Source organism: Citrobacter sp. wls714 (assembly GCF_005281025.1).
Lineage (GTDB): Bacteria > Pseudomonadota > Gammaproteobacteria > Enterobacterales > Enterobacteriaceae > Citrobacter > Citrobacter werkmanii.
On record NZ_SZWZ01000054.1, the window covers coordinates 1 to 22,094 of the forward strand.

The following is a 22,094-nucleotide window of genomic DNA, read 5'->3' on the forward strand; positions in this document are numbered from 1 at the left end:
TTTGGCGATGCCGTGGTGGAAGTGATTGATGCGGTCATCGACCTGGCCCCGTTGCCGCAGGCTGCACGTTACGCACTTCAGACCGTCACACACACCGTGGCCCGTGCTGCCCGAACCGTCTGGTCCTTCTTCTTTGGCTGACTTCTACATCAATTAGCCTGCCTTCCGTTTCGATAAATAATGTTGCCCTGTCACGATCGATTTTGTCGATCGACCCGATCGGTTTTATTCATTATCCCTTGTAAATATCAGGTTATAGAATTCCTCAGGGATACTGCATTCAGCCATTTACTGATTAAAAATCAATGCGATGAATCGCAGGAGCGCATTCGTCCGGAGAAAAGTAATGAAAAGGTTCTTTATGACACTGACCTCCAGTCTGTTTTTCACCTCACTTCCTTCCCTAGCCGTCAGTGATACGCCCGTTTCAGTGGAGGTCAGCCATGCCGGTTATGAGTGCTATGGCTGCGTCTATGTCACAGTGACAGCAAAAACAGACACCGTTCTGATAAAAAAAATTGATGTTAACCGGGGAAAATGCCCAATGCTGACACACCGAAAAATAGCCTACAGGGGCCGGGACGTGGACGGCTGGTGGCCCACAGATAAACCGTTCACACCCCGTAAAATGGCCTTCGCTGACAGTGTCTTCTGGAAATTTGGTCACACTCTCGATTTTGGTAAAGTCTGCAATTTTGTTGAGGCCCGGGTGTTCACAGACCAGGGCACATTCACCGTCAGCCAGTGATATCGCCAGTATCACTTATCAGCTCTCTTTCTTAACGCGTCTCGCCGCCTTCAGGAGAGACCCGTATCGTCTTAACCATCACCCTCAGGAAATACTATGAAAAAGAAAATACTGCTTTCCACTCTTATGATATCAGCCCTGACTCCGGCAGTGTCACAGGCCTTTGGCAATCGTGATGTCTGGGTCAGCGGCTGGGGTCAGGGGATGTCTGAGTTTGTGATTCTGGGGAAAGGGCAGTCACAGCTTTACCTGACCTGTGAAGACACCGGCTCACGAGCGGCCACCCTGACCTTCACCGACGCAAACGGCCATCAGGTCAGTATGGATAACGGACAATCGCTGGACTTGAAAATTGACGATGAGGAGCCTGTCAGCGTCAGTGACAGCGAGTCACATGTGGGCTCAGACAACGTGACATGGGCATGGGATAAACTTCGCACCGGTAAGCGGGTCATTGTGTCCGGGGAGGGCGTAAAGGCAGCCGTGTTTACGCTTAACGGTGCGGGGAAGGTCCTTCCCGCGTTCGGGGACAGCGGCTGTCTGCCAAAATATGCCCTGCCGTAATAAAAGCCGGTAACGCCTTTCTTCTGAATTCATTCACTCTCACGACAACAGGAACCTCAGTCCATGACGGATATCACCACCCTCAGCCAGCGCCTTAACACCCGGACCCTGCATTTTGTTTTACTGACCCTTGTCACCTGCGGCGTCTGGCCGCTGCTCTGGCTGTATAAAAAGCAGGATATCATCAGCGACACCACCGGTTACCCGGTGTATGGTAAGCTCTTCATCATCTGGCTGGCCGTCTGCTATGGCCTGGGGCATCAGCTTGCCACTGCAGTATCCTCTGATGTGTACGGCTACGACCCGACCAGCGACACGCTGCTGACACTGAGCGGCCTGCTGTCGCTGGCCTGCGGCGTGATGTACGTGGTATGGGCGTTTAAAGCCCGGACCGCGCTGCGTCATTATACGCTGAACACGTTTCGCTTCGACCTGAAGATGAACGCGTTTTACACCGTCATTTTTAACATTTTCTATATCACATACTGTGTCAATGACATGCAACAGGCGCTGGCGAAACACCAGATTATTCATGGCAACACGGCGCCCGCCACACCAACAGCATCAGATGCAATAACAACGCAATCCCCGCAATAACCTTTCCCGCAACGATTCAGGCCTATACCAGGAAACACCATGCTCATTCGGGCATGGTGTTTTTCTTTGTCTGTCAACAGGGAGCGAATATGCAAAACACTGACAATATAGCGTTACCCTCCGGACCGTTCACCCGCAAACAGGCTGAAGCTGTAGTGGCAATCTACCTGAACGCCACCATTGAAGACGACCAGGGGTCACATTTCCGGCTGGTCATCCGCGACTGCAGCGAAATGCTGATATGGCGGGACTGGAATTTTGCCCCGCAGGCCGGAGAGATGCTGAACCGCTGTCTCATCAGCGACGGTATTCCTGTGTCACCGCAGCCACTGAGCCACTGAGCGGCGAAGTCCTGCACATTTTTTTCAACAGAACACAGTCCCCCACAGGCCATGCACCTTCCGGAGCATGGCCTTTCTGCTTTTATGCCTTTTCACCTGATATCAGAGGTATTAACCATGCGCTTAGCCAGCCGTTTTGGTGCGGCCAGTCTCGTACGCCGCGACCGCCCACTGACCCGCGACGAACTGTCCCATTACGTTCCCAGCGTATTCAGTGAAGAAAAGCACGAATCACGCTCAGAACGTTATACGTATATCCCGACCATCACACTGCTTGATAATCTGCAGCGGGAAGGCTTCCAGCCGTTCTTTGCCTGCCAGACCCGCGTGCGCGACCTGAATAAACGCGACCACACAAAACACATGCTGCGTCTGCGGCGTGAGGGGCAAATCACCGGCAAACAGGTCCCCGAAATCATTCTGCTTAACAGCCACGACGGCTCCAGTTCATACCAGATGCTGCCGGGCCTGTTTCGCTTTGTCTGCCAGAACGGACTTGTCTGTGGCGAAACCTTTGGTGAGGTTCGCGTACCGCACAAGGGCAATGTGGTGGAGAAAGTCATTGAAGGGGCCTATGAGGTGCTGGGGATATTTGACCGGGTGGAGGAGAAGCGGGATGCCATGCAGTCACTGCTACTTCCTCCGCCGGCACAACAGGCGTTTGCCAGAGCCGCCCTGACGTACCGCTTTGGGGAAGAGCACCAGCCGGTGACGGAAGCACAGATTCTGTCTGCGCGACGCTGGCAGGATGAAAGTTCCGACCTGTGGACCACCTACCAGCGTATCCAGGAAAACCTGATTAAAGGCGATCTGCCGGGCAGAACAACGAAAGGCAAACGGGCCCACACCCGTGCGGTTAAAGGCATTGACGGCGACGTGAAGCTCAACCGCGCCCTGTGGGTCATGGCGGAAAGCCTGCTCGAGAGTCTGAAGTAATGCAGTGTATTCCCGGCGGCGTGATTCAGGTTTCGCCACATCAGTTCCCCCTGAACAGTGAGCAAGGCTGCCGCTCCATCTCTGATGACGACCTGTGCGCCTGGTGCTCTCACCTTCTTTATCGTCCCGGTGAACTCAGCCAGTGCAGCGTAAGTATCCCTGAGGGGCCCTGGCCTTCACGCTGTGATGAGAATGGCTACGCACAGTCCTGTCCGTCACTTCGTTTTAACAACCCATCCGAAAATACAAAGGAAATCAAATGAACAACATGCTCACCCTGGACGACAATACCGTCGACTCAGCATCCACTGAACAACAGCACGCAACCGCAATTGTCTGCACACCTGTACCGGATGAACAGCGCATTGCCTTCTGGCCGCAGCACTTTGGCAGCATTCCACAATGGATAATCCTTGAACCGGCTGTTTTTGCGTGGATGGAGCGTTTCTGTGAGCACTACAACGGCGGCATCTGGAATTTTTATACTCTGGCCAACGGTGGGGCATTTATGGCTCCGGACACTGACATAGGCGACGATGAAAAATGGGTGCTGTTTAACCCCATGAACGGCAACGGCGCGGAGATGAGCGCTGAAGCCGCCGGGATTGCGGTCTGTCTCATCGCCTACAGCCACCACGCCTGCCGTACGGAATGCGATACCATGACCGGACACTATTACCGCCTGCGCGATTACGCGATTAACCACGCGGAATGCAACGCCATTATGCGTATTATTGACTGAGAGAGCTCTGGTATGGAACAACAGCTACCGTTATTTGCCGCCTCATTAACGTCATCAGAACAACACACTATCCGGGAAGCCTTAACCCTGCTGGAGTACCAGCTACGTGAACCCGGCACGTCATTTACCTCCAGCCATGCGGTTCGTGACTGGCTGCGTCTGCAGCTTGCCACACTTGACCGCGAAGCTTTCACCGTCCTGTGGCTTGATAACCAGAATCGACTGATAGCCCACGACACACTGTTCCTGGGGACGATCAACACTGTCACCGTTCATCCGCGTGAGGTCGTTAAATCCGGCCTGAAAAATAACGCTGCCGCAGCCATTCTTGCGCATAACCACCCGTCGGGAGAGGCTGAACCCAGTAAAGCCGACAGGCTGATTACGGAACGTCTGAAACAGGCTCTGGAACTGGTTGACATTCGCCTGCCGGACCATCTGATCATCGGCGGGATGGATATTGTCTCTTTTGCTGAGCGCGGCTGGCTGTAAGGAGTAAACAGCGATGAAAATAATCAGCAAACGTCAGGCAATGGCAATATACCGTCAACACCCGCAGTCCCGGTTGTTTCGCTTCTGTACCGGGAAATACGTGTGGTCCGGCAGTATCTGCCGCTATGCCGGCCGGGAGGTGCAGGATATCAGTGGTGTGCTGGCTGTATTCGCTGAACGCCGCCAGGATCGTAACGGCCCGTATGTCGTATTGCGTAGCGTCACGCTCAATTAACCTTAATTAAGGAGCACTAAATTGTCGAATCCAATACCTCCAGTAAACCATGATGTCTCTGAGCCCTGGTGGGGGCTGAAACCGGGCATCACTCCGTGTTTTGGCGCACGACTGGTACAGGAAGGCAACCGCCTGCATTATCTGGCTGATCGGGCCAGTATCGCCGGTGTGTTCAGCGATGCGGATTTACGCCATCTCGATCAAGCATTTCCGGTACTGCTCAAACAGCTGGAATTAATGCTGGTTTCCGGTGAGCTCAATCCCTGCCATCAGCACTGTGTCACGTTATATGCAAAAGGGCTGACCTGTGAAGCAGATTCCCTCGGATCACATGGCTACATTTATACAGCAATTTATCCGACACCAGACGACAGCATAACCCGGTAACCCCGTCCCATAATCCTTCATTCTTTTTAACCCGACTTCATTCAGGAACATTTCATTATGCAAACCTTATCCGCCATCTCGAAGCGGAAGGCACCGTCACGCCCGACGCCCGTTGAAATCTGGCAGCAACTTCTTACGTATCTGTTAAAAAGACATTACGGCCTTTCGCTTAGCGACACGCAATTTTCCGATGAGGAGATTATTACGCAATATATTGACGCCGGTATCTCACTGTCAGATGCACTCAATTTTCTCGTTGAAAAATCTGAACTGGTGCGGATTGATCGTCCCGGTTTCTCCATTAAGCATCAGTCCCCTTTTATCGGGGTGATTGATATTCTCCGGGCCAGACGGGCAACGGGTTTGATGCAACGTAACGGGTATAAAAGGATCACTCTTCTCATCGCTGGAAATGCAGCTCAGGAGCAACATTCATGAAACTATCCCTGACGGCAGAAGCCGATGCTATCAATGTACTGGCCCTCAACATGGGTCGTATCATCGTGGATATCGATGGCATTGAACTGGACGACATTATTAACGCGATCTGCGACAACGGATATTCACTTCGTATTGCTGATACCCCCGGAAAGCGGGTTGTTGAAGATCCATTACTACCCGCCGCCCACCTTACCGGTATCCATTGCAGTACCGCGCATATCACCGAAGCCGACAACACCCTGCTGTACAAACAGTCGCATCAGCATGAAGACTTTAGCGAGTCAGAATGGATCCATTTTTCGGGCACCGGCTATCTGCTCCGTCTGAGCGCGTGGTCATTTCCGGTGTTGCGGCTAAAACGACTCGGTTTGTCGAAAGCCTGTCGTCGTCTGGTGGTAGCACTTATGCGTCGTTACTCCGTCAGCATTATTCATCTTGATGCCTGTGGCGAAGTGCTGCCAGGTTTTCCCACATTTGACTGGTAACACAACATCAATCACCACAAAAAACTCTAATTCCAGAGTTAACCACTGAAGTCGCTCTCAATAGTCTGGCTGGCTGCAGGACAATATCGATAACAGTACGAGGATCATCTTCGACAACGACGAAGACAACACCAACTCAGCAAAGTTGTTGTCCTGGATTGAGCGGGTGCGAAATGATGTTCGCACCCGCTCAATCCAGCTTCTGCAACAGACCAGAACTGATTAACCACCAGGCAATACTCATTACACACGTATAAGCGCCAGCCCTTACCGGCTGGCGCTTTGCTTTTAGATAAAGGAAAGAAAAGATGTCAGACCTTAACTTCACCGAATCCGAAGTGTTAACCGACCATACCGATGTGATTTGCTCGACCAGCATTGAACGCATCGTCACCGGACGTAATGCCGCGCTGGCACAGATTGAAGCGCTCATTCAGCAACTCAACGATATTTCAACACTGACCCGCAGTATTGGCGGTAAAACCGCTCTGGACTGGGCCATGAAGCAGGAATTCCGCTGTGGTTGCTGGTTGATGGAAAAACCAGAAACAGCGATGAAAGCCATTACCCGTAATCTCGATCGTGGTATATGGCGCGATTTAATGAAAAAGTCAGGGATGCTTTCCATCATGGACGCTCAGGCGCGTGATCAGTGGTACAGAAACCTTGAGGGGGATGGCATTCCTGCAGTCAGCGAAGCCAACATTCTGAGCACTTTTGAGCAACTGCATCTGAATAAAGGTGATGTGTTTGAGCGGGGTGTGATTAACGTATTTAAGGGTCTGAGCTGGGACTACAAGAGCAACAGCCCGTGTAAGTTTGGAAAAAAGATCATCGTGACAGGGCTGGTGAAATATGACCGTTGGGGATTTGGACTTAACTGGGGCTGGCGACGTGATCGGCTGTCGGACCTTGAGCGCATGCTGATGCTTCTGGACGGAAAACCGGTTCCCGACAACCGTGCCGACATCACCCGTCGTCTCGCCGATCATATCCATGCTAACCGGCACAGCAATCGTTACGAGGATGAGATGTTTTCGATCAAATACTTTCAGAAGGGGACAGCGCACATCACCTTTAAGCGGCCAGAACTGGTCGATAAGCTGAATGACATCATCGCCCGTCACTACCCTGGAATGCTGGCATCCGGACAGTAATCAGGGGCCTGCACATATGTGAAATGTCAGTACCAGTGCAGTATTAAACAAACCCCTTGCCAGGTTCGCCTGCTTATGGACAATATGATACTGGCGTTCCTGGTGCTTTTCTTCTGGTGGTTTGTTACTGGATTCTGTAACGCACCAGGAGCGTCACCAGACAAAGGACCATCATAAAGTATCAACATATCAGCCTGATGCGAGTATCCCCCTTATCGTCACCGATTTGGGTTTCGGATTCATACCAATCGGGAATGAGGGTACAAATGAGGGCATAAATATAATCACATCAAAAATTTTTCTTATAAATCATAAAAGTAAAACAAAAGATCGATTCCGAATCCGGCACCACTATTTAAAGAACCCGCCCAAAAGGCGGGTTTTTGCTTTGGGGTATTTCTAAAATTATCCCCATCAAATAACCCCGTGATAGCAACATCACCACCACAGGGGTTCTCAATTATTCCTTCACCACAATCAGCGGCTCGATATCGCTCTCTTTTTTAATTACCAGCGACTCGTCGCCGCGCAGACAGGTACCGCCGTAGTTACCGCCTACGGTGAAGGTACAAACCTGAATATATTTACCGGCAACCTTCGGCAAACACCAAAGCTGCTGATAAATGTTCTTCTGCTCGGCGAACTTACCGCTGGTTTTATCCAGGAGCTCTTCCTGATGACTCACCAGATCGATGTTGCTGCCACAACGTCCTGCAATAGGTTTCACCGCATAACCGGTTTGTGCCAGCTCTTCATTAACAGTGAAATCCGTATCAAGCAGATAGCGGTGGTGCGGGAATAATTGCCACAGGATCGGCAGAATCGCTTTGTTGCCAGGGATCACCGTCCACAGAGGCTCGAAGACCAGCACTTCCGGGCGTAGTAGCACGTCTATCAAACGCACTTCCTGATTGGTATGCCCGGTACGGATGGGCACTGCGGCATACTCCGTTTCGCTGACCTCTCGCACCTGCTCTATCGCGGTTTCCCACGCCCAGGTTTTCCAGACGCAGTTCACCAGGCGACCATCGCCGTCAATCAACTGACCGGCGTCATCCCAACGTAGCTCATCGAGGCCACGCAGAATTTTGCTGTCAAACCCGGCCTGACGCAGCGCCTGCTGCATAAACTGCGCGTGGTAGTTTTCCTCAATATCCTTATCCTGCATGATGTGGACAAAAGGACGCGCGCGGCTATGTTTCCAGGCACCAGCCAGTTCGTTGATCAATCCTTCAGCCGGATTATGTCCCTGTCCTGTGTAGCCCCGCTCGGCCCATCTTTCGAGGATCAAACCGGCTTCGGTATGACAGGATGCGGAATCGGCGTTGTACTCATACACCTTCAGTCCGCGTTCATCCATACAGAAATCCATACGCCCGGTGATCATATGATGCCGACGACGCTGCCAGGAAAGACGCAGCCGCGGCCAGAGGATTTTCGGGATGTCGAACAGCGCGAGCAGGTTGTCGTCTTTCAGCACTTTGTCGGTCGCGTGTAGATACATCAGGTGCAGTTCGTTGGTGGCTTTAATCAGCTCCTGCTCCGCACTCTCGGTAATGGTGAAGTACTGATGCGGATCCTGATTAATGACGTGGCCGTTCGCCAGCACGTAGGCTTTTTGCAGCGGATCCTGTTCATCCAGCCATTTACCGTCAAACTGCCCGTTATCTTCCAGTCGCGCGCCGCCAATTTTTAGTGAGTCAGTAGCGATCTCCGGCTGCGGCAGGCTGTAACGGGTATCATCGGTCTGGATCATCCAACCAAGAATGGTGGTGTCGTCAAAGGTATCACGCAGGGTGTAACAACCGTTTTCAACCACCATTTCCAGTTCGCGGGTCCACTGCTGTCCGGGAGGCAGCGGCGTGTGGATCACGTTCTGTTCGGCAATGCGGATTTTGTTTTCCAGCAATTGGGTGACTACCGCCACATGGCCGGTGTCTTTAAATTCGCCGCCTTTCTGCCAGATCAGCAGAGCACCTGCAACTGGCGCACGGGGTGAACCATTCGGAAATGCCTGTAACGGCAGGATATTGTCATTCACCACTTCGCGCAGGAAGCGTAAGGAGAAGATCTCCCATGCCATGCCCACATCGGTGAAGACCATGCCATAGTTCAGGAAGAGAAAACGGCGGGCAAACTCTACGCACTGCCATTTGTGGCCCATATATTCGTCGTCGATATAGCTGCGAAATGCCGCATCATCGTCGTAGTCCCGTGGGTCGAGGGAGCTGTAATCTGAAGAGTAGATTGCTACGCCACCTGGGGCGTAGCCCAATAATGTCCCGAATGGGGCATCCTGACTGGTCGTTCCTTTGCTCATGCACCTTACCTCAAAACAATACAGCCTGAGCAGGTTGGCGTGAATTTTTCGCTCTGATTGCCTGCTCTGCGACACTAACCGGACAGAGGTCGACATCATCATACACCTCAACGCAGCGGCTGGCGCTCAGAGGCGAAAAATTCACAGCAGGAACTACGCTTTTGTCAGGGTGACCGGTACGCTTTTATACGCCGGAGTCAAACTTTGTGTGTCTACCGCATCCAGCGAAAGCAGGACATTCGCTTCAGGCAGATAAGCGCCAACAGAGCCTGCCGCCATGTTGTAAATCACCACCGTTAAACCGTGCATAACACGTTCCGCACAGGGCTGGCCGTTGTCGTCCAGCGCCTGAACGTTGACCACATCTCCCTGGCTCAGACCGCGAGCCGCCGCTTCTTCGGCGCTTAAAAACACCACATCACGCCGACCGGTAATGCCACGATATCGATCGTTCATACCATAGATAGTGGTGTTGTACTGATCGTGGCTGCGCAGCGTCGCCAAAACTAACGCATCCGCAGGTTGGTTTTCCCGCTCCACCGCTTGCTGATGACTGACGATAAAGTTGGCTTTACCATTCGCCGTTCGCCACTCACGGCGCGAAGCAGGCGTATCCATGCGAAATCCGCCCGGCTCGGCAATACGTGCGTTGTAATCGTGGAATGCCGGGATCACGGCTTCAATGGCGTCACGAATCAACGCGTAGTCCCCGGTTAACGCTTCCCAGTTGATCGGCGAAAGCGGTAGCGTGGCACGAGCCATGCCCGCCACAATCGCGGGTTCCGATTTTAGCCAGCGGGAAGCCGGTTTCAGCGCGCCGCAGGAGGCGTGAACCATCGACATCGAGTCTTCGACGGTCACCGACTGAATCCCCGTCGCCTGCATGTCGCGCTCCGTTCGCCCTAATGTAGGTAGCAGGTAGTTATGCTTTGCCAGCAGCAGATGCGATCTGTTCAGTTTGGTCGCCACATGGACCTGCAGATCCAGACTTTTCATCGCCGCAAAAGTACGCTGCGGCTGCGGCATCGCCACCGCCAGATTACCGCCCATGCAAATGAGCGCTTTTGCCTCTCCCCGTTCGATGGCACGAATGCTCTCCACGCTGGAGCGGCCATGCTTACGCGGCACGCTGATAGCGAAATACGACTCAAGGCGTTGCAGGAACTCTTCGGGCGCCGCTTCGTTGATCCCCACAGAACGATCGCCCTGCACGTTAGAATGACCGCGCAACGGGCAGATCCCCGCGCCGGGCTTACCCATATTGCCTTTCAGCAACAGCAGGTTTACCAGTTGCTGAACGTTCTCAGTGCCGTTTTTATGCTGGGTGATCCCCAACCCGTAACAAATAATGGTGGCGCGGGATTTGTTGTAGCTGTGTGCGAGGTCCTCCATCTGACTGCGCGTCAGTCCGGAATCCTGTTCCAGTTTTGCCCAGCTACACTGGCGTAAATCGTCATACAGCGTCGAATAGCCCTCGGTATGCTCATGAATAAAAGCATGATCGAGGCAGGGCTGTTGATCCAGTAAGATCCGCGCTTCATCCATTTCGATCAGCGCTTTCATTATGCCTTTGAGCAGCGAGCCGTCACCGCCTATTTTAACCTGATAGTAATCGCTGCTTAGCTCCGTGGCCTGGCCGCCGAACATCTCTTTTGGGCTTTGCGGGAAGCTAAAGCGCTCAAGCCCCCTTTCGTTCAGCGGGTTGATGGAGATAATTTTGGCCCCACGTTTGGCAACGTCGCGTAAGGTGGTCAGCATGCGTGGATGGTTAGTGCCCGGGTTATGCCCGATACAAATCACCAGATCGCAGTGGTCAAAGTCGTCCAGTTCAACGGTCCCTTTCCCAAGGCCAATGGCTGGTGTTAACCCTGCGCTGGTCGGCCCGTGGCACATGTTAGAGCAATCAGGGAAGTTACTGCTGCCGTATTCGCGGGCAAACAGTTGATACAGAAATGCCGCCTCATTTGAGGTTCTGCCGGAAGTGTAAAACTCAACTTGTTCCGCAGAATCATAGCTGCGCAAGCGCTCACCGATCTCGTGGAAGGCGATATCCCAATCCACTGCCTGCCAGGTGTCTGACGCTGCATCGTATTTCATTGGATGCGTCAAACGACCAATGTTTTCCAGTTCATAATCGCTATAGTGCCAGAGCGTAGAAACCGGATGACGGCTGAAAAATTCCGGTAACGCTTTCTTGCTGGTTGTCTCCCAGGAGACCGCCTTCACGCCATTCTCGCACAACTCCATTGGCGCACGATGCCCTGGGTCCGGCCACGCACAGCCCGGACAATCGAACCCTTTCACCTGGTTCATTTTGAACATCGCGATAATGTCGCGTGCGACGGCCTTTTGCGAAAATACCGAAGCAGTGACGGCTTTTACCGCGCCCCACCCACCCGCCGGGCCCTGATAATCGCTTACTCCTGGAACACCATTTTTCATTATTACTGCTTATTCACCGCCAATTTTTGATGGTGAATACGGTAGCAATTTCCGTCCAACATTGATTTCCTCTTCATGGAGTACGGCCCGGCTACAATGAACGGGTTAGATTTATCTTCCCCTTTCAGCACAAAGCGACATAAAGTCCCAATCTGTTAAATTGAGTTCTACCTAACTGCTACACTGCATCAACACAACCACTCAGAAGGCAGGTCAACATGTCAGACAATACCTATCAGCCCGCGAAAGTCTGGACGTGGGAAAAATCGAACGGCGGCGCATTCGCCAATATCAACCGCCCGGTTTCCGGTGCCACCCATGAGAAAACGCTGCCGGTCGGCAAACATCCGCTGCAGCTCTATTCGCTGGGTACGCCAAACGGGCAGAAAGTAACGATTATGCTGGAGGAGCTACTGGCGCAGGGCGTCAAGGGCGCGGAATACGATGCCTGGATTATCCGTATTGGCGATGGCGATCAGTTTTCCAGCGGCTTTGTTGAGGTGAATCCGAACTCGAAGATCCCTGCGCTGCGCGATCATTCGCAAAACCCGCCGGTTCGCGTTTTCGAATCTGGCGCAATCCTGCTCTATCTGGCGGAAAAATATGGTTACTTCCTGCCGCAGGATTTGGCGAAGCGCACTGAAACGCTGAACTGGTTGTTCTGGCTACAGGGCGCAGCCCCCTTCCTCGGCGGTGGTTTTGGTCACTTCTATAACTATGCGCCGGTAAAAATTGAGTACGCTATTAATCGCTTCACAATGGAAGCCAAGCGCCTACTCGACGTGCTGGATAAGCAATTAGCGCAGCATCAGTTTGTGGCCGGAGATGAATACACCATTGCCGATATGGCGGTCTGGCCGTGGTTTGGCAATGTGGTTCTGGGCAACGTGTACGACGCGGCAGAGTTCCTTGATGCAGGAAGCTATAAGCACGTGCAACGCTGGGCAAAAGAGATTGCAGCGCGTCCGGCGGTTAAGCGTGGCCGTATTGTAAACCGTACCAACGGGCCGCTGAACGAGCAGCTTCATGAACGCCATGACGCCAGCGACTTCGATACCAATACCGAAGATAAGCGCCAGGGTTAACGTAAGATGCCGGATGGCGGCGCTAACGCCTTATCCGGCCTACATATAAGGCGCGGGCCTGATAAGCGCTGCGCCATCCGGCATAAAATCACGCGCTGGTGACGTCGTACTCCATGCGGCGAAGTGCGTCTAACGTGGCTTTAGCTTCATCTTCATCAATGATGCTCATGGCGAACCCTACGTGCACCAGCACCCATTGCCCGACCAGCTCAGCCGTATTACCTTCACAAATCAGGGCAATATTGACATCACGTTTGATGCCGCACACTTCAACCTGCGCAAGCTGGTGAATATCTTCACCAACGGCCAGAACCTGACCAGGGACTCCAATACACATATCTGACTCCGCCCCATAGCAACCTATGGGTTATTCGACTTCAATACTTTTCACTTTCAGTGAATCGCCAGCATCAACCCGCAGACGATCGCCCTGACATAGTGGACACTGCGCATCATGCTGGGTGATTTCCACAACCTGACTGCAATCCCAGCACCACGCCTGGGCTGGTTTGTAATCAATATGCAGCTCACAACCCTGTGCCAGCGTCCCCTGACAGACGATGTCGAAACTGAAACGGACGGCACTCTCCTCAACGCAGGAGAGTGCGCCAATTTCCAGCCAAACGCCGGTTACGCGTTTGACACCGTGCTGCTCTGCCTGCTGTTGAACAATCTCAACCGCGCTCTGACAAAGGGACAGCTCATGCATTTTCGCAGTTCCGACGACCCAGCAGCAGCGCGCGGCGATTTAGCTGCGGTGCATTCGGATTGCTCACCGGCAGCGATAACAGCATGCGCGCGCAATCATCAGCCAGACGGACACCTTCTTGTGCCGACATGCTGTGCGAAAGCGGCGACATCAGCGAACAAGAGAGATATTGCGATACGCCCTCCAGTTCACCCACGGTAAAGGTCATTTCGCCATACGGCAGACGCAACCCGATTTTTTCGCTGACTTTACGCACCGGCCAGATCTGAGCCGGTCCGGGGAAAATCAGTGCGCTGAGCATCCAGGGTGTGATAACACACCCCGTCCACTGACCTTCAAACAGCGTAAAATCAGAGACATACACCGGCATATTTGGATGCAGGAAGGAAAGATCGTGCATCGAACTCCGGGCAATCTCTTCAAACGCCGCCTGAATTTGCGTCTTCGGGGCCGTCTGAAAACCGACAAACTCCTCAGACATGAGCCGCCTCCCGAGGGATCGCTTCAACGCCTGATTCGCGAAGCGCGGCAAGAACCTGCTCAAGCGCAGGTTCAATCATGGCTTCAACCGTTGGCGTTAGCCCAATATGCGGTTCCAGCGATTCCGGAATAATACCGACTAACGTCAGCTTTTTCGGAAACTCGCCGGTGAAACGCAGGGCCGACAATACGTCGGCCAGGCCAAGCTGGTGCGGTGAGATTTTGTTCGTAAACAGCGCCGGGATCTCTTCATCCCGCAGGACCATCATCGTTCCCGGCGTGTTTTTCTTCGACACGATGGCGTCAGCAATGATCAGATGATCCCTGTTCGCCATATCGCCGAGAAGCTCCATCCCAGCCGTACCACCGTCCAGAACATCAACAAAGTCTGGCAGGATGTAACGTTGCTCTAACGCCTCAACGATACGCACCCCGATAGCTTCGTCGGTCAGCAAAATATTGCCGACCCCTAAGACTAATATCCGCATTACAGAACCTTAACTGAGACCACTTCGTTCCCGTCAACGTCCACCACATGCACCGCACATGACATACAAGGGTCGAAGGAGTGAATGGTACGAACCACTTCCAGCGGTTTGTTTGGATCGGCGATTGGCGTGCCTACCAACGAGCGCTCGTATGGTCCGACTTCATCGTTGAAGTTACGTGGGCCTGAGTTCCAGGTTGACGGAACAACCGCCTGGTAGTTGCTGATAATACCGTCTTTAATCACCATCCAGTGAGACAGCATACCGCGCGGCGCTTCGAGGAAACCAACGCCTTTAAATTCGCCCGTTGCCGGAATATCCGGTTTCACGAAGGTGGTGTGGTCGCCTTTGCCGATGTTCACAATCAGCGCGTTGTACTGATCCTGCAGAACGTTCTGCAGTTCACAGCAGTGAACGGTACGGCCAATGATACGGCCCAGCGTTGAGTGCAGTTGCGACACTTCGATGGTTTTACCGGTCAGCTTGGTGTAAATCGCGATGATTTCATTCAGCTTGGCATGAGTAGACTCGCGTTTAGCCGCCAGTTTACACAGCATGTTGGCCAGCGGACCCACTTCAACCGTTTTACCGTAGAAGGTCGGCGCTTTAACCCAGGAGTATTTGCCGTCATCAGACCAGCCGGTGTAATCCGGAACCGTTGTGCCTTCCCACGGAGCCTGTGGCGCTTCGTCTTTGTACCACGCGTGTTTCGCACTCTCCTGAATCCCTTTGATCAGGTACTCATCGGAGTGAGAGGTGATCGGACGATAGGTCGACAGATCTTCATTGGTGATGTAACCACCCGGGAACAGGAAGCTGCCGTTTTTACCGTCAGTCGGGAATTCCGGCGCGCTCAGATAGTTAACCGCACCCTGACCACGTTCCAGCCACTCAGGGTAGAACGCAGCAATAACCGCGGTATCAACTTTGTAAACCTGCTCAACAAAGTCGCTCAGCTTGTCGATGAAGGACTTGATGTACATCAGACGCTCAAGGTTCAGCACGCCGAGGCCGTCGAGGTTAATTGGGTTAGCAACTCCACCTACCGCCAGGTTCTGGATGTGCGGCGTTTTACCGCCCAACAGCGCTACAACGCGGTTGGCATCACGCTGGCATTCCAGCGCCTGCAGATAGTGAGCAACAGCAATCAGGTTCACTTCCGGCGGCAGCTGCATTGCCGGGTGACCCCAGCAACCGTTGGCAAAAATACCTAACTGACCGCTTGCGACAAGATCTTTGATCTTATTCTGAACCTTGGTGAACTCTTCCGTGCTGTTCAGGTGCCAAGAGGACACACCATTCAGCATCGCGGACGCTTTCGCTGGATCGGCTTTCAACGCGGAGGTGATGTCCACCCAGTCCAGCGCCGAGAGCTGATAGAAGTGAACAATGTGGTCATGCGTGGTGTGCGCGGCCAGAATGATGTTACGGATGTACTGTGCGTTCACCGGAACATCAATATTCAGCGCGCTTTCTGCTGCACGAACGGAAGAGATAGCGTGAGTGGTAGTACAAACGCCACAGATACGCTGAACAATCATCCAGGCATCGCGCGGATCGCGGTTTTTCACGATCTCTTCCATGCCGCGCCACATGGTACCGGAAGCCCATGCTTTAGATACCACGCCATTTTCGATTTCGCAGTCGATGCGTAAATGACCCTCAATACGGGTTACCGGATCAATAGTAATTCTCTGGCTCATGCTTTGCTCGCCTCATGACGATTTTGATCGTTTTGTTTTAAAGGAGGAAGTATCGGCAGTAGACGAATGAGTACGATGTATGCACAAATCTCAATAGCCACAAAACCAATAGAAATCAACAGTTCTTCCCAGGTTGGGAAGTAGTGGTAGCCACCACCAGGATTGAACGCCACCAGCGAATAGGACAGACGCCATGTCGCACAACCCAGCAATGCGCTCAACGCGGACAGATACAGCATGCGTGAGTCATTACGCAGCTTAGTGACGCGCAGCACCACCAGCGGGAAGACCATCAGTACGACTTCAATCCAGAACATTACGGAGTAAAGATCGCCTGCAAACGCATAGGACAGTTTGTCGCGATAGATTAACTCGCCAAAGCGCAGAACCACGAAAATCGCCAGCAATATGCTGATGGTATTCGTCAGCTTGATGAACAAGCTTTTCTCGTCCGGACCGTTACCTTTCAGACCGGCTTGTACCAGTGAGCCTTCAAAGATGACGATCGAGAAACCCATAATAAAAGCGGTTAATACGGAGAAAAGCGGCAACATTTCATACGCTTGCCATAGCGGATGCACCTTATAACCCGCAGAAATCATCAATGAACCCATTGAAGACTGGTGCATGGTTGGCAGCAGCGCGCCGAGAGCGATAATAAAGAACATCACTTTATTCAAACGCTTGAGGGAGACTTTCCAACCCAGACGTTCAAACAGAGCCGGAGCAAATTCCAGCGCCATGATGCCGATATAGATGGTCATACAGACCGCCGTTTCGAACAATACCGAGTTCACGTTGAAGTGACCTGGAATGTAGAAATACGGCAGGTTCCAGTAACGACCGACGTCAATGGTGATCGACAGGCCACCCAGCGAGTAACCAAACAGGCTTGCCAGCAGCGCCGGACGCACCAACGGATGGTATTGCCCTCTGTTGAAAACATACACCGCCCACGCCAGCGCCCACCCGCCGCACGCGAAGCCAGTACCAATCAACAGGTCAAACGCGATCCAAACACCCCATGGGAAACCGCCGTTCAGATCGGAGACTGAACCCAATCCGAAGACCAGACGTTTCACGATCAGGAGCATACACAGGACGATTAACGGCCCAAAAATAATGACCGGTTTGCTGATTATTTTTCCGCCCAGCGGTTTAGGATCATGACTCATGATCGTCTCCTCCGTCGTGATGGTCGTTTTTCGTGTTACGACGAACCAACACGGTTAAGCCCGCCAGCGCAGCCAGGGGTAATATCATGCCCTTATACAGGGAATGTTGAACATGTTCAGAACGCGCACCGGTTGAAAGATCATCCAGTTTCGGCAGATCCAAATCTTCGTAAGGAACCCCCGTCAGCACCATAACCTGCGTACCACCACCTTCCTTCTCACCGTACAGGTGTGGGTAGTACTTCGGTACCGTATGCAGATAGGTATCGCCCGCTATCACCGTCTGACGCGGATAGTGGTATTCGCTGCCAGGCTTCAGCGCGAGACGTTTTTTCGCCTCAGCCATCAGCTCTTCACGCGTACCAAAAATCACCGCTCCGGCAGGACACACTTCAACACAACCCGGTAAACCGCCTTTATCCAGACGCTCAACACCTTTCTGGTTACACAGTTCACATTTGTGAAGCGCACCAAACGGGTTGTTATAGTCGTACTTAGGCACGTTGTACGGACAGGCGACCATGCAATAGCGGCAACCTGTGCAGACATCTTTGTCATAGTGGACGATGCCGGTTTTCGGATCTTTCTTCAGTGCGGAGACTGGGCAAACGGAGACGCAGTTCGGATCGACACAGTGCATGCACTGTTTCTTAATGTATGCGTAGCCATTTTCTTCCTGGTCTTTGTTAACGCCTGTTCCGCTACGCCACACCTGGATGATGTTATTGGTATACGGCGACAGCTTGTCGTTGTTTGACCAGGTCTGCTCGCCTTCCGGGTTACGCGCCGGAAAGTTGATGTCCTGACACTTGGTGACACAGGCCTGGCAGCCCACGCATAGCGTCGAGTCATAGAGCATCCCAAGAGAACCAGGGATTGGCGGACGGTTTTCTGCAGCCGCATGGCTGATGGACGGCGCAGCGCCCAACAGCAATGCCCCGCTGGAGGCTGCTTTAATAAAGTTACGTCTGTTCACGGTTATTCTCCCCGTGAGTCAGCGTTATCTTTCTTCTGCTGACGACCCAGTTCACGAACCGCCATCACGCTGACGCCGGCGACCAGCCCTACCACGCCACCAAGCAGCCCAATCGCGCCAGCAGAGACATTGCCACCTTCTTTCATGTTGACATCAGGTTTCTCGGAGCGCGGGGTTTGGTTTTCCACATGAGCAAGCTGGTGAATACCTTTATGGAAACCGACGCCTTCTTCGTTACAGCCGTAGCAAGGGTGACCGATAGCCACCGGCCACACGCCGCCAACATCGCAGAATTGCAGCGTTGAGCAGTTGCCGTAGGTTTCTGGTCCTTTACAGCCCAGATGGTAGAGACACCAGCCTTCACGGTGGCCTTCATCGCCAAACTCTTTCGCAAAGCGGCCAGCATCGAAGTGCGGGCGACGCTCGCAATGTTCGTGAATCAAACGGCCATAGGCGAATGTTGGACGGTTTTTGGTATCCAGCTTCGGCGGCTTACCGTAAGTGATGATATGCGCGACCGTTGCCAGGAAGTTATGCGGGTTCGGCGGACAGCCGGGAATGTTGATGATGGTTTTGCCTGGCAGAACTTCCTGCAAGCCGACTGCACCCGTTGGGTTAACGCCAGCGGCAGCAACACCACCCCACGCGGCGCAAGAGCCAATGGCAATGATAGCGGCTGCGCCTTCAGCGGCCCGGCGGATATGATCCACGATCGGCTCACCGGCAACCATGCAGTAAATACCATTATCTTTCAGTGGGATAGAACCATCTACAACCAGAACATATTGCCCTTTGTACTTCTCCAGAGCGTTATGTTTATTCTCTTCAACCTGATGGCCGAAGGCGGCAGAGAGTACCTCATGGTATTCCAGAGAGATTGTCTCCAGGACGAGGTTTTCCACTGTAGGGTGTGTCGCGCGAAGCAGCGATTCAGTACAACCCGTACACTCCTGAGCACCAATCCAGATAACCGGTGGGCGCTGAGGGCGGGAAACTGATTCGGCCATTTCTGCGGCGGCTTTGCTACTGAGCCCCATGGTGGCGGCCAGTGCTGCACAAAGCTTCATGAAATCGCGGCGATTGATGCCGCTCGAATTGATGAGAGAGTTATCTCCAGTCATTTTATAGTTATTCCGTTGCGAAGACCTGGCTTTTTATTTTGCACCATTCGCATGTTGCATATTGCGATCGGCGCGCCATTTACCACACTTTTTATATGGTTATGTGCGATATAATACTTCGACGGAGCAACAAAACGAAGGCGTAGGTCAATAGTGTAATTAATTAAAGCAAGATAATACCCCTTTCGGATCAAGCTTCGAGCCGATAGCCGGCCATGAAAAAGCGAATTGTTGTACTGGACTGGTTCTCTTTAAAGAAATCCATCACCATCTCCTTATCCAGTCCATAGCGACGCGTCAGGATGCCCGCTTCCCACGCGCTGAGCTGTCGATCGCCAGTTTTTTCAAACATTCGATGTGAAAACCCCAGTACAAAACCGCGTTTATAATCCGCGCAAAAATGCGCCACCGAGCGTGCGCTATCCGCATTTTCCGCGTTTAATCCGGCCATCAGGCCTTTACCAAAATGGTTGTCCATGCATAACCCTCAATCGCTATATAATAAATTATATAGCGATTTTTTAAGCAAAGACCAGAGGTATCAGGGACTTTTTTGTGCCAGCTTAAAACGACACCCAGTCATCCGTTTTAGCTGTTGCAGAGGTTTTGCGTTCTGCTGAAGGGGAAGCGGTCGCAGTGGCAGTGTATTGCACGTCGTTAGCTGATAGACGGAACTGTTGCACCGAACGTTGCAGATCTTCCGTTTGCCGTTCCAGCGCGACTGCCGCGGCGGAAACCTGTTCGACAAGCGCGGCATTCTGTTGCGTAACGCTGTCCATCTGCGTGATCGCCACGCTTACCTGTGAGATGCCTTTGTTCTGTTCTTCCGAAGCAGAGGCGATTTGTTTCATGATGGTGGTGACTTCTGTCGCGCCGCGCAGAATCGCCTCCATCGTTAATCCGGTCTCTTTAACCAGACGAGCACCCTGATTGACACGACGCGACGATTCGCCGATCAGCGTCTCAATCTCTTTTGCCGCTCCGGCGCTACGGCTGGCAAGATTACGCACCTCACCGGCAACCACGGCAAAACCGCGCCCCTGCTCGCCCGCTCTGGCCGCTTCAACCGCCGCGTTAAGCGCCAGGATATTGGTCTGGAAAGCAATGCTGTTAATCACAGAGGTAATTTCCGCGATCTGTTTAGAACTGGCGGCAATGCCGTCCATGGTCTCAACCACTTCTGAAACCAGCGAGCTGCCTTTACCTGCCGTTTCTGTCGCCGTATCGGCCAGTTGGCTGGCCTCACGCGCATTTTCGGCGTTCAGTTTTACCGTTGCGGTCAGCTGCTCCATGCTGGCGGCGGTCTCTTCCAGCGCTGCAGCCTGCTCTTCTGTACGTGAGGAGAGATCGTTATTACCGGTGGAAATTTCCGTCGCCCCTCGCCAGATGTTGTCACTACCAGAGCGAATGGTACTCACGGCTTCGCGCAAGCTGTCCTGCATCGCGCACAGTAACGGCACCAGTTGGCCCACGCAGTTACGACCAAAATCTTCAATAGAATGGCTGAGATCGCCCTGCGCAATTTGTTGAAATTGTTGGCGAATACGTCCCAGAGGTTTCACCATCATGGCGACGAGGTAGCGGTCGGTAAAGAACAGGAGAGCAATACCGAGGATTACGGCGGTGATAATCAGGGTCCGGATGATAGACGTTTTGCCATCGACCATAACGCGGGTGGTATCGAGCCTTTCACCCGCAGTGGTGTTAAAACGCTCAGCGCTGGCGCCAAATTCACGGCTCAGGGCTGGCGTAACGGTGCTGGCATGCTCCGCAAAGGCCGTGAGCGTGCCCTGCTGCGCCAGTTGCATTTGTGGGATCACGCCGTTATCCAGCAGCGCCTGCCACTTGGTCAGCACCGCCGCGGCGACTTCCGGATCCATGGGGCCAGGAGACAATGTTTTCATCTCCTGGAGTTTTTTACTCATATTGTCCAGGGACTGTTGCGCTGGCGCAAAATCCGGCGTTCCGCCGCTAATTTTGACATCCATTGCGCGACTTAACCGCGTCACAAAACGAAAATACTGATCGTTACCCTGGCTGAGAACAGTCATCTGATGGACGAGATGACGGTCAATATCATTCCCTTCTGATATTTTTGATAAAGAATGAAGACTGAATAAACCCACGCCCGACCACAGCAGGCAAAAAAGTCCCAGTATTGCCAACATGACAATACGAATAGTGAAGTTTTTCAGCAAACCCATAATAATTTCCTTGCCGTTGATGAGGAATTCGCCACCAGGCGATACTTATCCTTGTTATCGGCAGCCGATAGAGAAGATATAATGCGTTCTTTATTTTTTTACTTTCTTAAGTCCAACCCATATCTCTCCAGACGATATCAACATGAATGCTAATGAAATTAGCTAGCATTATTATTCAGATAACTCACCTAAATTATTTAATAATGCTTTGTTTTCTATCACAAAGATTTATAAAACCCAGCAAGAGTGTACTCCCAGGCTAAATC

26 protein-coding genes and 1 pseudogene are annotated in these 22,094 nt (G+C 52.7%); 15 read left to right on the forward strand and 12 right to left on the reverse strand.

Annotated elements, in window-relative coordinates:
• The 14 genes and pseudogenes from FDX11_RS25455 to FDX11_RS11500 all read left to right on the forward strand — a co-directional run.
• Nucleotides 1–141 (forward strand): annotated as a pseudogene (locus FDX11_RS25455) (GTP-binding protein HSR1); the annotation flags it as partial.
• 205 nt (nucleotides 142–346) lie between these two features.
• Nucleotides 347–748 carry a hypothetical protein gene (locus FDX11_RS11435; RefSeq protein ID WP_130078059.1) on the forward strand — a complete coding sequence of 134 codons (402 nt, stop codon included), beginning with the start codon at nucleotides 347–349 and terminating at the stop codon, nucleotides 746–748.
• Between the two features lie 96 nt (nucleotides 749–844).
• Nucleotides 845–1,312 carry a hypothetical protein gene (locus FDX11_RS11440; protein WP_043017583.1) on the forward strand — a complete coding sequence of 156 codons (468 nt, stop codon included), beginning with the start codon at nucleotides 845–847 and terminating at the stop codon, nucleotides 1,310–1,312.
• Between the two features lie 63 nt (nucleotides 1,313–1,375).
• A complete protein-coding gene (locus FDX11_RS11445) occupies nucleotides 1,376–1,909 on the forward strand; it encodes a DUF4234 domain-containing protein (RefSeq protein WP_024156443.1) in 534 nt (177 codons plus the stop codon).
• An 89-nt stretch (nucleotides 1,910–1,998) separates the two neighbouring features.
• Nucleotides 1,999–2,250, forward strand: coding sequence for a DUF905 family protein (locus FDX11_RS11450; protein WP_024156444.1), 252 nt, complete (start codon nucleotides 1,999–2,001; stop codon nucleotides 2,248–2,250).
• Nucleotides 2,251–2,367: 117 nt separating this feature from the next.
• A complete protein-coding gene (locus FDX11_RS11455; RefSeq protein ID WP_137397938.1) occupies nucleotides 2,368–3,186 on the forward strand; it encodes a DUF932 domain-containing protein in 819 nt (272 codons plus the stop codon).
• Between the two features lie 268 nt (nucleotides 3,187–3,454).
• Nucleotides 3,455–3,928, forward strand: coding sequence for an antirestriction protein (locus FDX11_RS11465; protein WP_024156447.1), 474 nt, complete (start codon nucleotides 3,455–3,457; stop codon nucleotides 3,926–3,928).
• 12 nt (nucleotides 3,929–3,940) lie between these two features.
• Nucleotides 3,941–4,420: a DNA repair protein RadC gene (gene radC, locus FDX11_RS11470; protein WP_024156448.1), complete on the forward strand. Its 480-nt coding sequence runs from the start codon at nucleotides 3,941–3,943 to the stop codon at nucleotides 4,418–4,420.
• A gap of 13 nt (nucleotides 4,421–4,433) precedes the next feature.
• Nucleotides 4,434–4,655, forward strand: coding sequence for a DUF987 domain-containing protein (locus FDX11_RS11475; protein WP_024156449.1), 222 nt, complete (start codon nucleotides 4,434–4,436; stop codon nucleotides 4,653–4,655).
• A gap of 21 nt (nucleotides 4,656–4,676) precedes the next feature.
• Nucleotides 4,677–5,042, forward strand: coding sequence for a type IV toxin-antitoxin system YeeU family antitoxin (locus tag FDX11_RS11480; RefSeq protein WP_038807908.1), 366 nt, complete (start codon nucleotides 4,677–4,679; stop codon nucleotides 5,040–5,042).
• A 57-nt stretch (nucleotides 5,043–5,099) separates the two neighbouring features.
• Nucleotides 5,100–5,480 carry a TA system toxin CbtA family protein gene (locus FDX11_RS11485; RefSeq protein WP_137397939.1) on the forward strand — a complete coding sequence of 127 codons (381 nt, stop codon included), beginning with the start codon at nucleotides 5,100–5,102 and terminating at the stop codon, nucleotides 5,478–5,480.
• Nucleotides 5,477–5,968, forward strand: a complete 492-nt coding sequence (locus FDX11_RS11490; RefSeq protein WP_024156452.1) for a DUF5983 family protein — start codon at nucleotides 5,477–5,479, stop codon at nucleotides 5,966–5,968. Before FDX11_RS11485 ends, FDX11_RS11490 begins: the two co-directional genes overlap by 4 nt.
• Before the next feature lie 73 nt (nucleotides 5,969–6,041).
• Nucleotides 6,042–6,194, forward strand: coding sequence for a DUF957 domain-containing protein (locus FDX11_RS25460; RefSeq protein WP_077909516.1), 153 nt, complete (start codon nucleotides 6,042–6,044; stop codon nucleotides 6,192–6,194).
• Nucleotides 6,195–6,276: 82 nt separating this feature from the next.
• Nucleotides 6,277–7,125, forward strand: coding sequence for a DUF4942 domain-containing protein (locus FDX11_RS11500; RefSeq protein WP_137397940.1), 849 nt, complete (start codon nucleotides 6,277–6,279; stop codon nucleotides 7,123–7,125).
• A 460-nt stretch (nucleotides 7,126–7,585) separates the two neighbouring features.
• On the opposite strand, the gene gss is transcribed toward FDX11_RS11500, so the two are convergent.
• Both gss and FDX11_RS11510 read right to left on the reverse strand, forming a co-directional pair.
• Nucleotides 7,586–9,445, reverse strand: coding sequence for a bifunctional glutathionylspermidine amidase/synthase (gene gss / locus FDX11_RS11505; RefSeq protein ID WP_079225998.1), 1,860 nt, complete (start codon nucleotides 9,443–9,445; stop codon nucleotides 7,586–7,588).
• Between the two features lie 153 nt (nucleotides 9,446–9,598).
• Nucleotides 9,599–11,887, reverse strand: a complete 2,289-nt coding sequence (locus tag FDX11_RS11510) for an FdhF/YdeP family oxidoreductase (RefSeq protein ID WP_137397941.1) — start codon at nucleotides 11,885–11,887, stop codon at nucleotides 9,599–9,601.
• A gap of 218 nt (nucleotides 11,888–12,105) precedes the next feature.
• Here FDX11_RS11510 and yghU point away from each other — a divergent pair, with 218 nt between their 5' ends.
• Complete coding sequence (gene yghU, locus FDX11_RS11515; RefSeq protein WP_038633828.1) at nucleotides 12,106–12,972, forward strand: glutathione-dependent disulfide-bond oxidoreductase; 867 nt, start codon at nucleotides 12,106–12,108, stop codon at nucleotides 12,970–12,972.
• Between the two features lie 88 nt (nucleotides 12,973–13,060).
• Here yghU and hybG read toward each other — a convergent pair whose 3' ends face one another.
• The 10 genes from hybG to FDX11_RS11565 all read right to left on the reverse strand — a co-directional run bounded on the left by hybG (nucleotide 13,061) and on the right by FDX11_RS11565 (nucleotide 21,828).
• A complete protein-coding gene (gene hybG, locus FDX11_RS11520) occupies nucleotides 13,061–13,309 on the reverse strand; it encodes a hydrogenase maturation factor HybG (protein WP_042310968.1) in 249 nt (82 codons plus the stop codon).
• A 30-nt stretch (nucleotides 13,310–13,339) separates the two neighbouring features.
• On the reverse strand, nucleotides 13,340–13,681 hold the full coding sequence (gene hypA / locus FDX11_RS11525; protein ID WP_003828349.1) for a hydrogenase maturation nickel metallochaperone HypA: 342 nt from the start codon (nucleotides 13,679–13,681) through the stop codon (nucleotides 13,340–13,342).
• Nucleotides 13,674–14,162: a hydrogenase-2 assembly chaperone gene (gene hybE / locus FDX11_RS11530; RefSeq protein WP_137397942.1), complete on the reverse strand. Its 489-nt coding sequence runs from the start codon at nucleotides 14,160–14,162 to the stop codon at nucleotides 13,674–13,676. Before hybE ends, hypA begins: the two co-directional genes overlap by 8 nt.
• A complete protein-coding gene (locus FDX11_RS11535; protein ID WP_003024473.1) occupies nucleotides 14,155–14,649 on the reverse strand; it encodes a HyaD/HybD family hydrogenase maturation endopeptidase in 495 nt (164 codons plus the stop codon). Before FDX11_RS11535 ends, hybE begins: the two co-directional genes overlap by 8 nt.
• Nucleotides 14,649–16,352, reverse strand: coding sequence for a hydrogenase 2 large subunit (hybC, locus tag FDX11_RS11540; protein ID WP_038633838.1), 1,704 nt, complete (start codon nucleotides 16,350–16,352; stop codon nucleotides 14,649–14,651). The genes FDX11_RS11535 and hybC overlap by 1 nt, the downstream gene beginning before the upstream one ends.
• A complete protein-coding gene (gene hybB / locus FDX11_RS11545; RefSeq protein ID WP_042310972.1) occupies nucleotides 16,349–17,527 on the reverse strand; it encodes a Ni/Fe-hydrogenase cytochrome b subunit in 1,179 nt (392 codons plus the stop codon). The genes hybC and hybB overlap by 4 nt, the downstream gene beginning before the upstream one ends.
• On the reverse strand, nucleotides 17,517–18,503 hold the full coding sequence (gene hybA / locus FDX11_RS11550) for a hydrogenase 2 operon protein HybA (RefSeq protein WP_137397943.1): 987 nt from the start codon (nucleotides 18,501–18,503) through the stop codon (nucleotides 17,517–17,519). Before hybA ends, hybB begins: the two co-directional genes overlap by 11 nt.
• A 2-nt stretch (nucleotides 18,504–18,505) precedes the next feature.
• The gene (gene hybO / locus FDX11_RS11555; RefSeq protein WP_003024486.1) at nucleotides 18,506–19,624 is read right to left on the reverse strand and encodes a hydrogenase 2 small subunit; all 1,119 of its coding nucleotides are present in this window, start codon (nucleotides 19,622–19,624) and stop codon (nucleotides 18,506–18,508) included.
• Between the two features lie 190 nt (nucleotides 19,625–19,814).
• Entirely contained in the window at nucleotides 19,815–20,102 is a 288-nt protein-coding gene (locus FDX11_RS11560; RefSeq protein ID WP_038633845.1) for a DUF2623 family protein, read from the reverse strand.
• Between the two features lie 85 nt (nucleotides 20,103–20,187).
• Nucleotides 20,188–21,828: a methyl-accepting chemotaxis protein gene (locus FDX11_RS11565; protein ID WP_137397944.1), complete on the reverse strand. Its 1,641-nt coding sequence runs from the start codon at nucleotides 21,826–21,828 to the stop codon at nucleotides 20,188–20,190.
• Nucleotides 21,829–22,094: the final 266 nt, after the last annotated feature.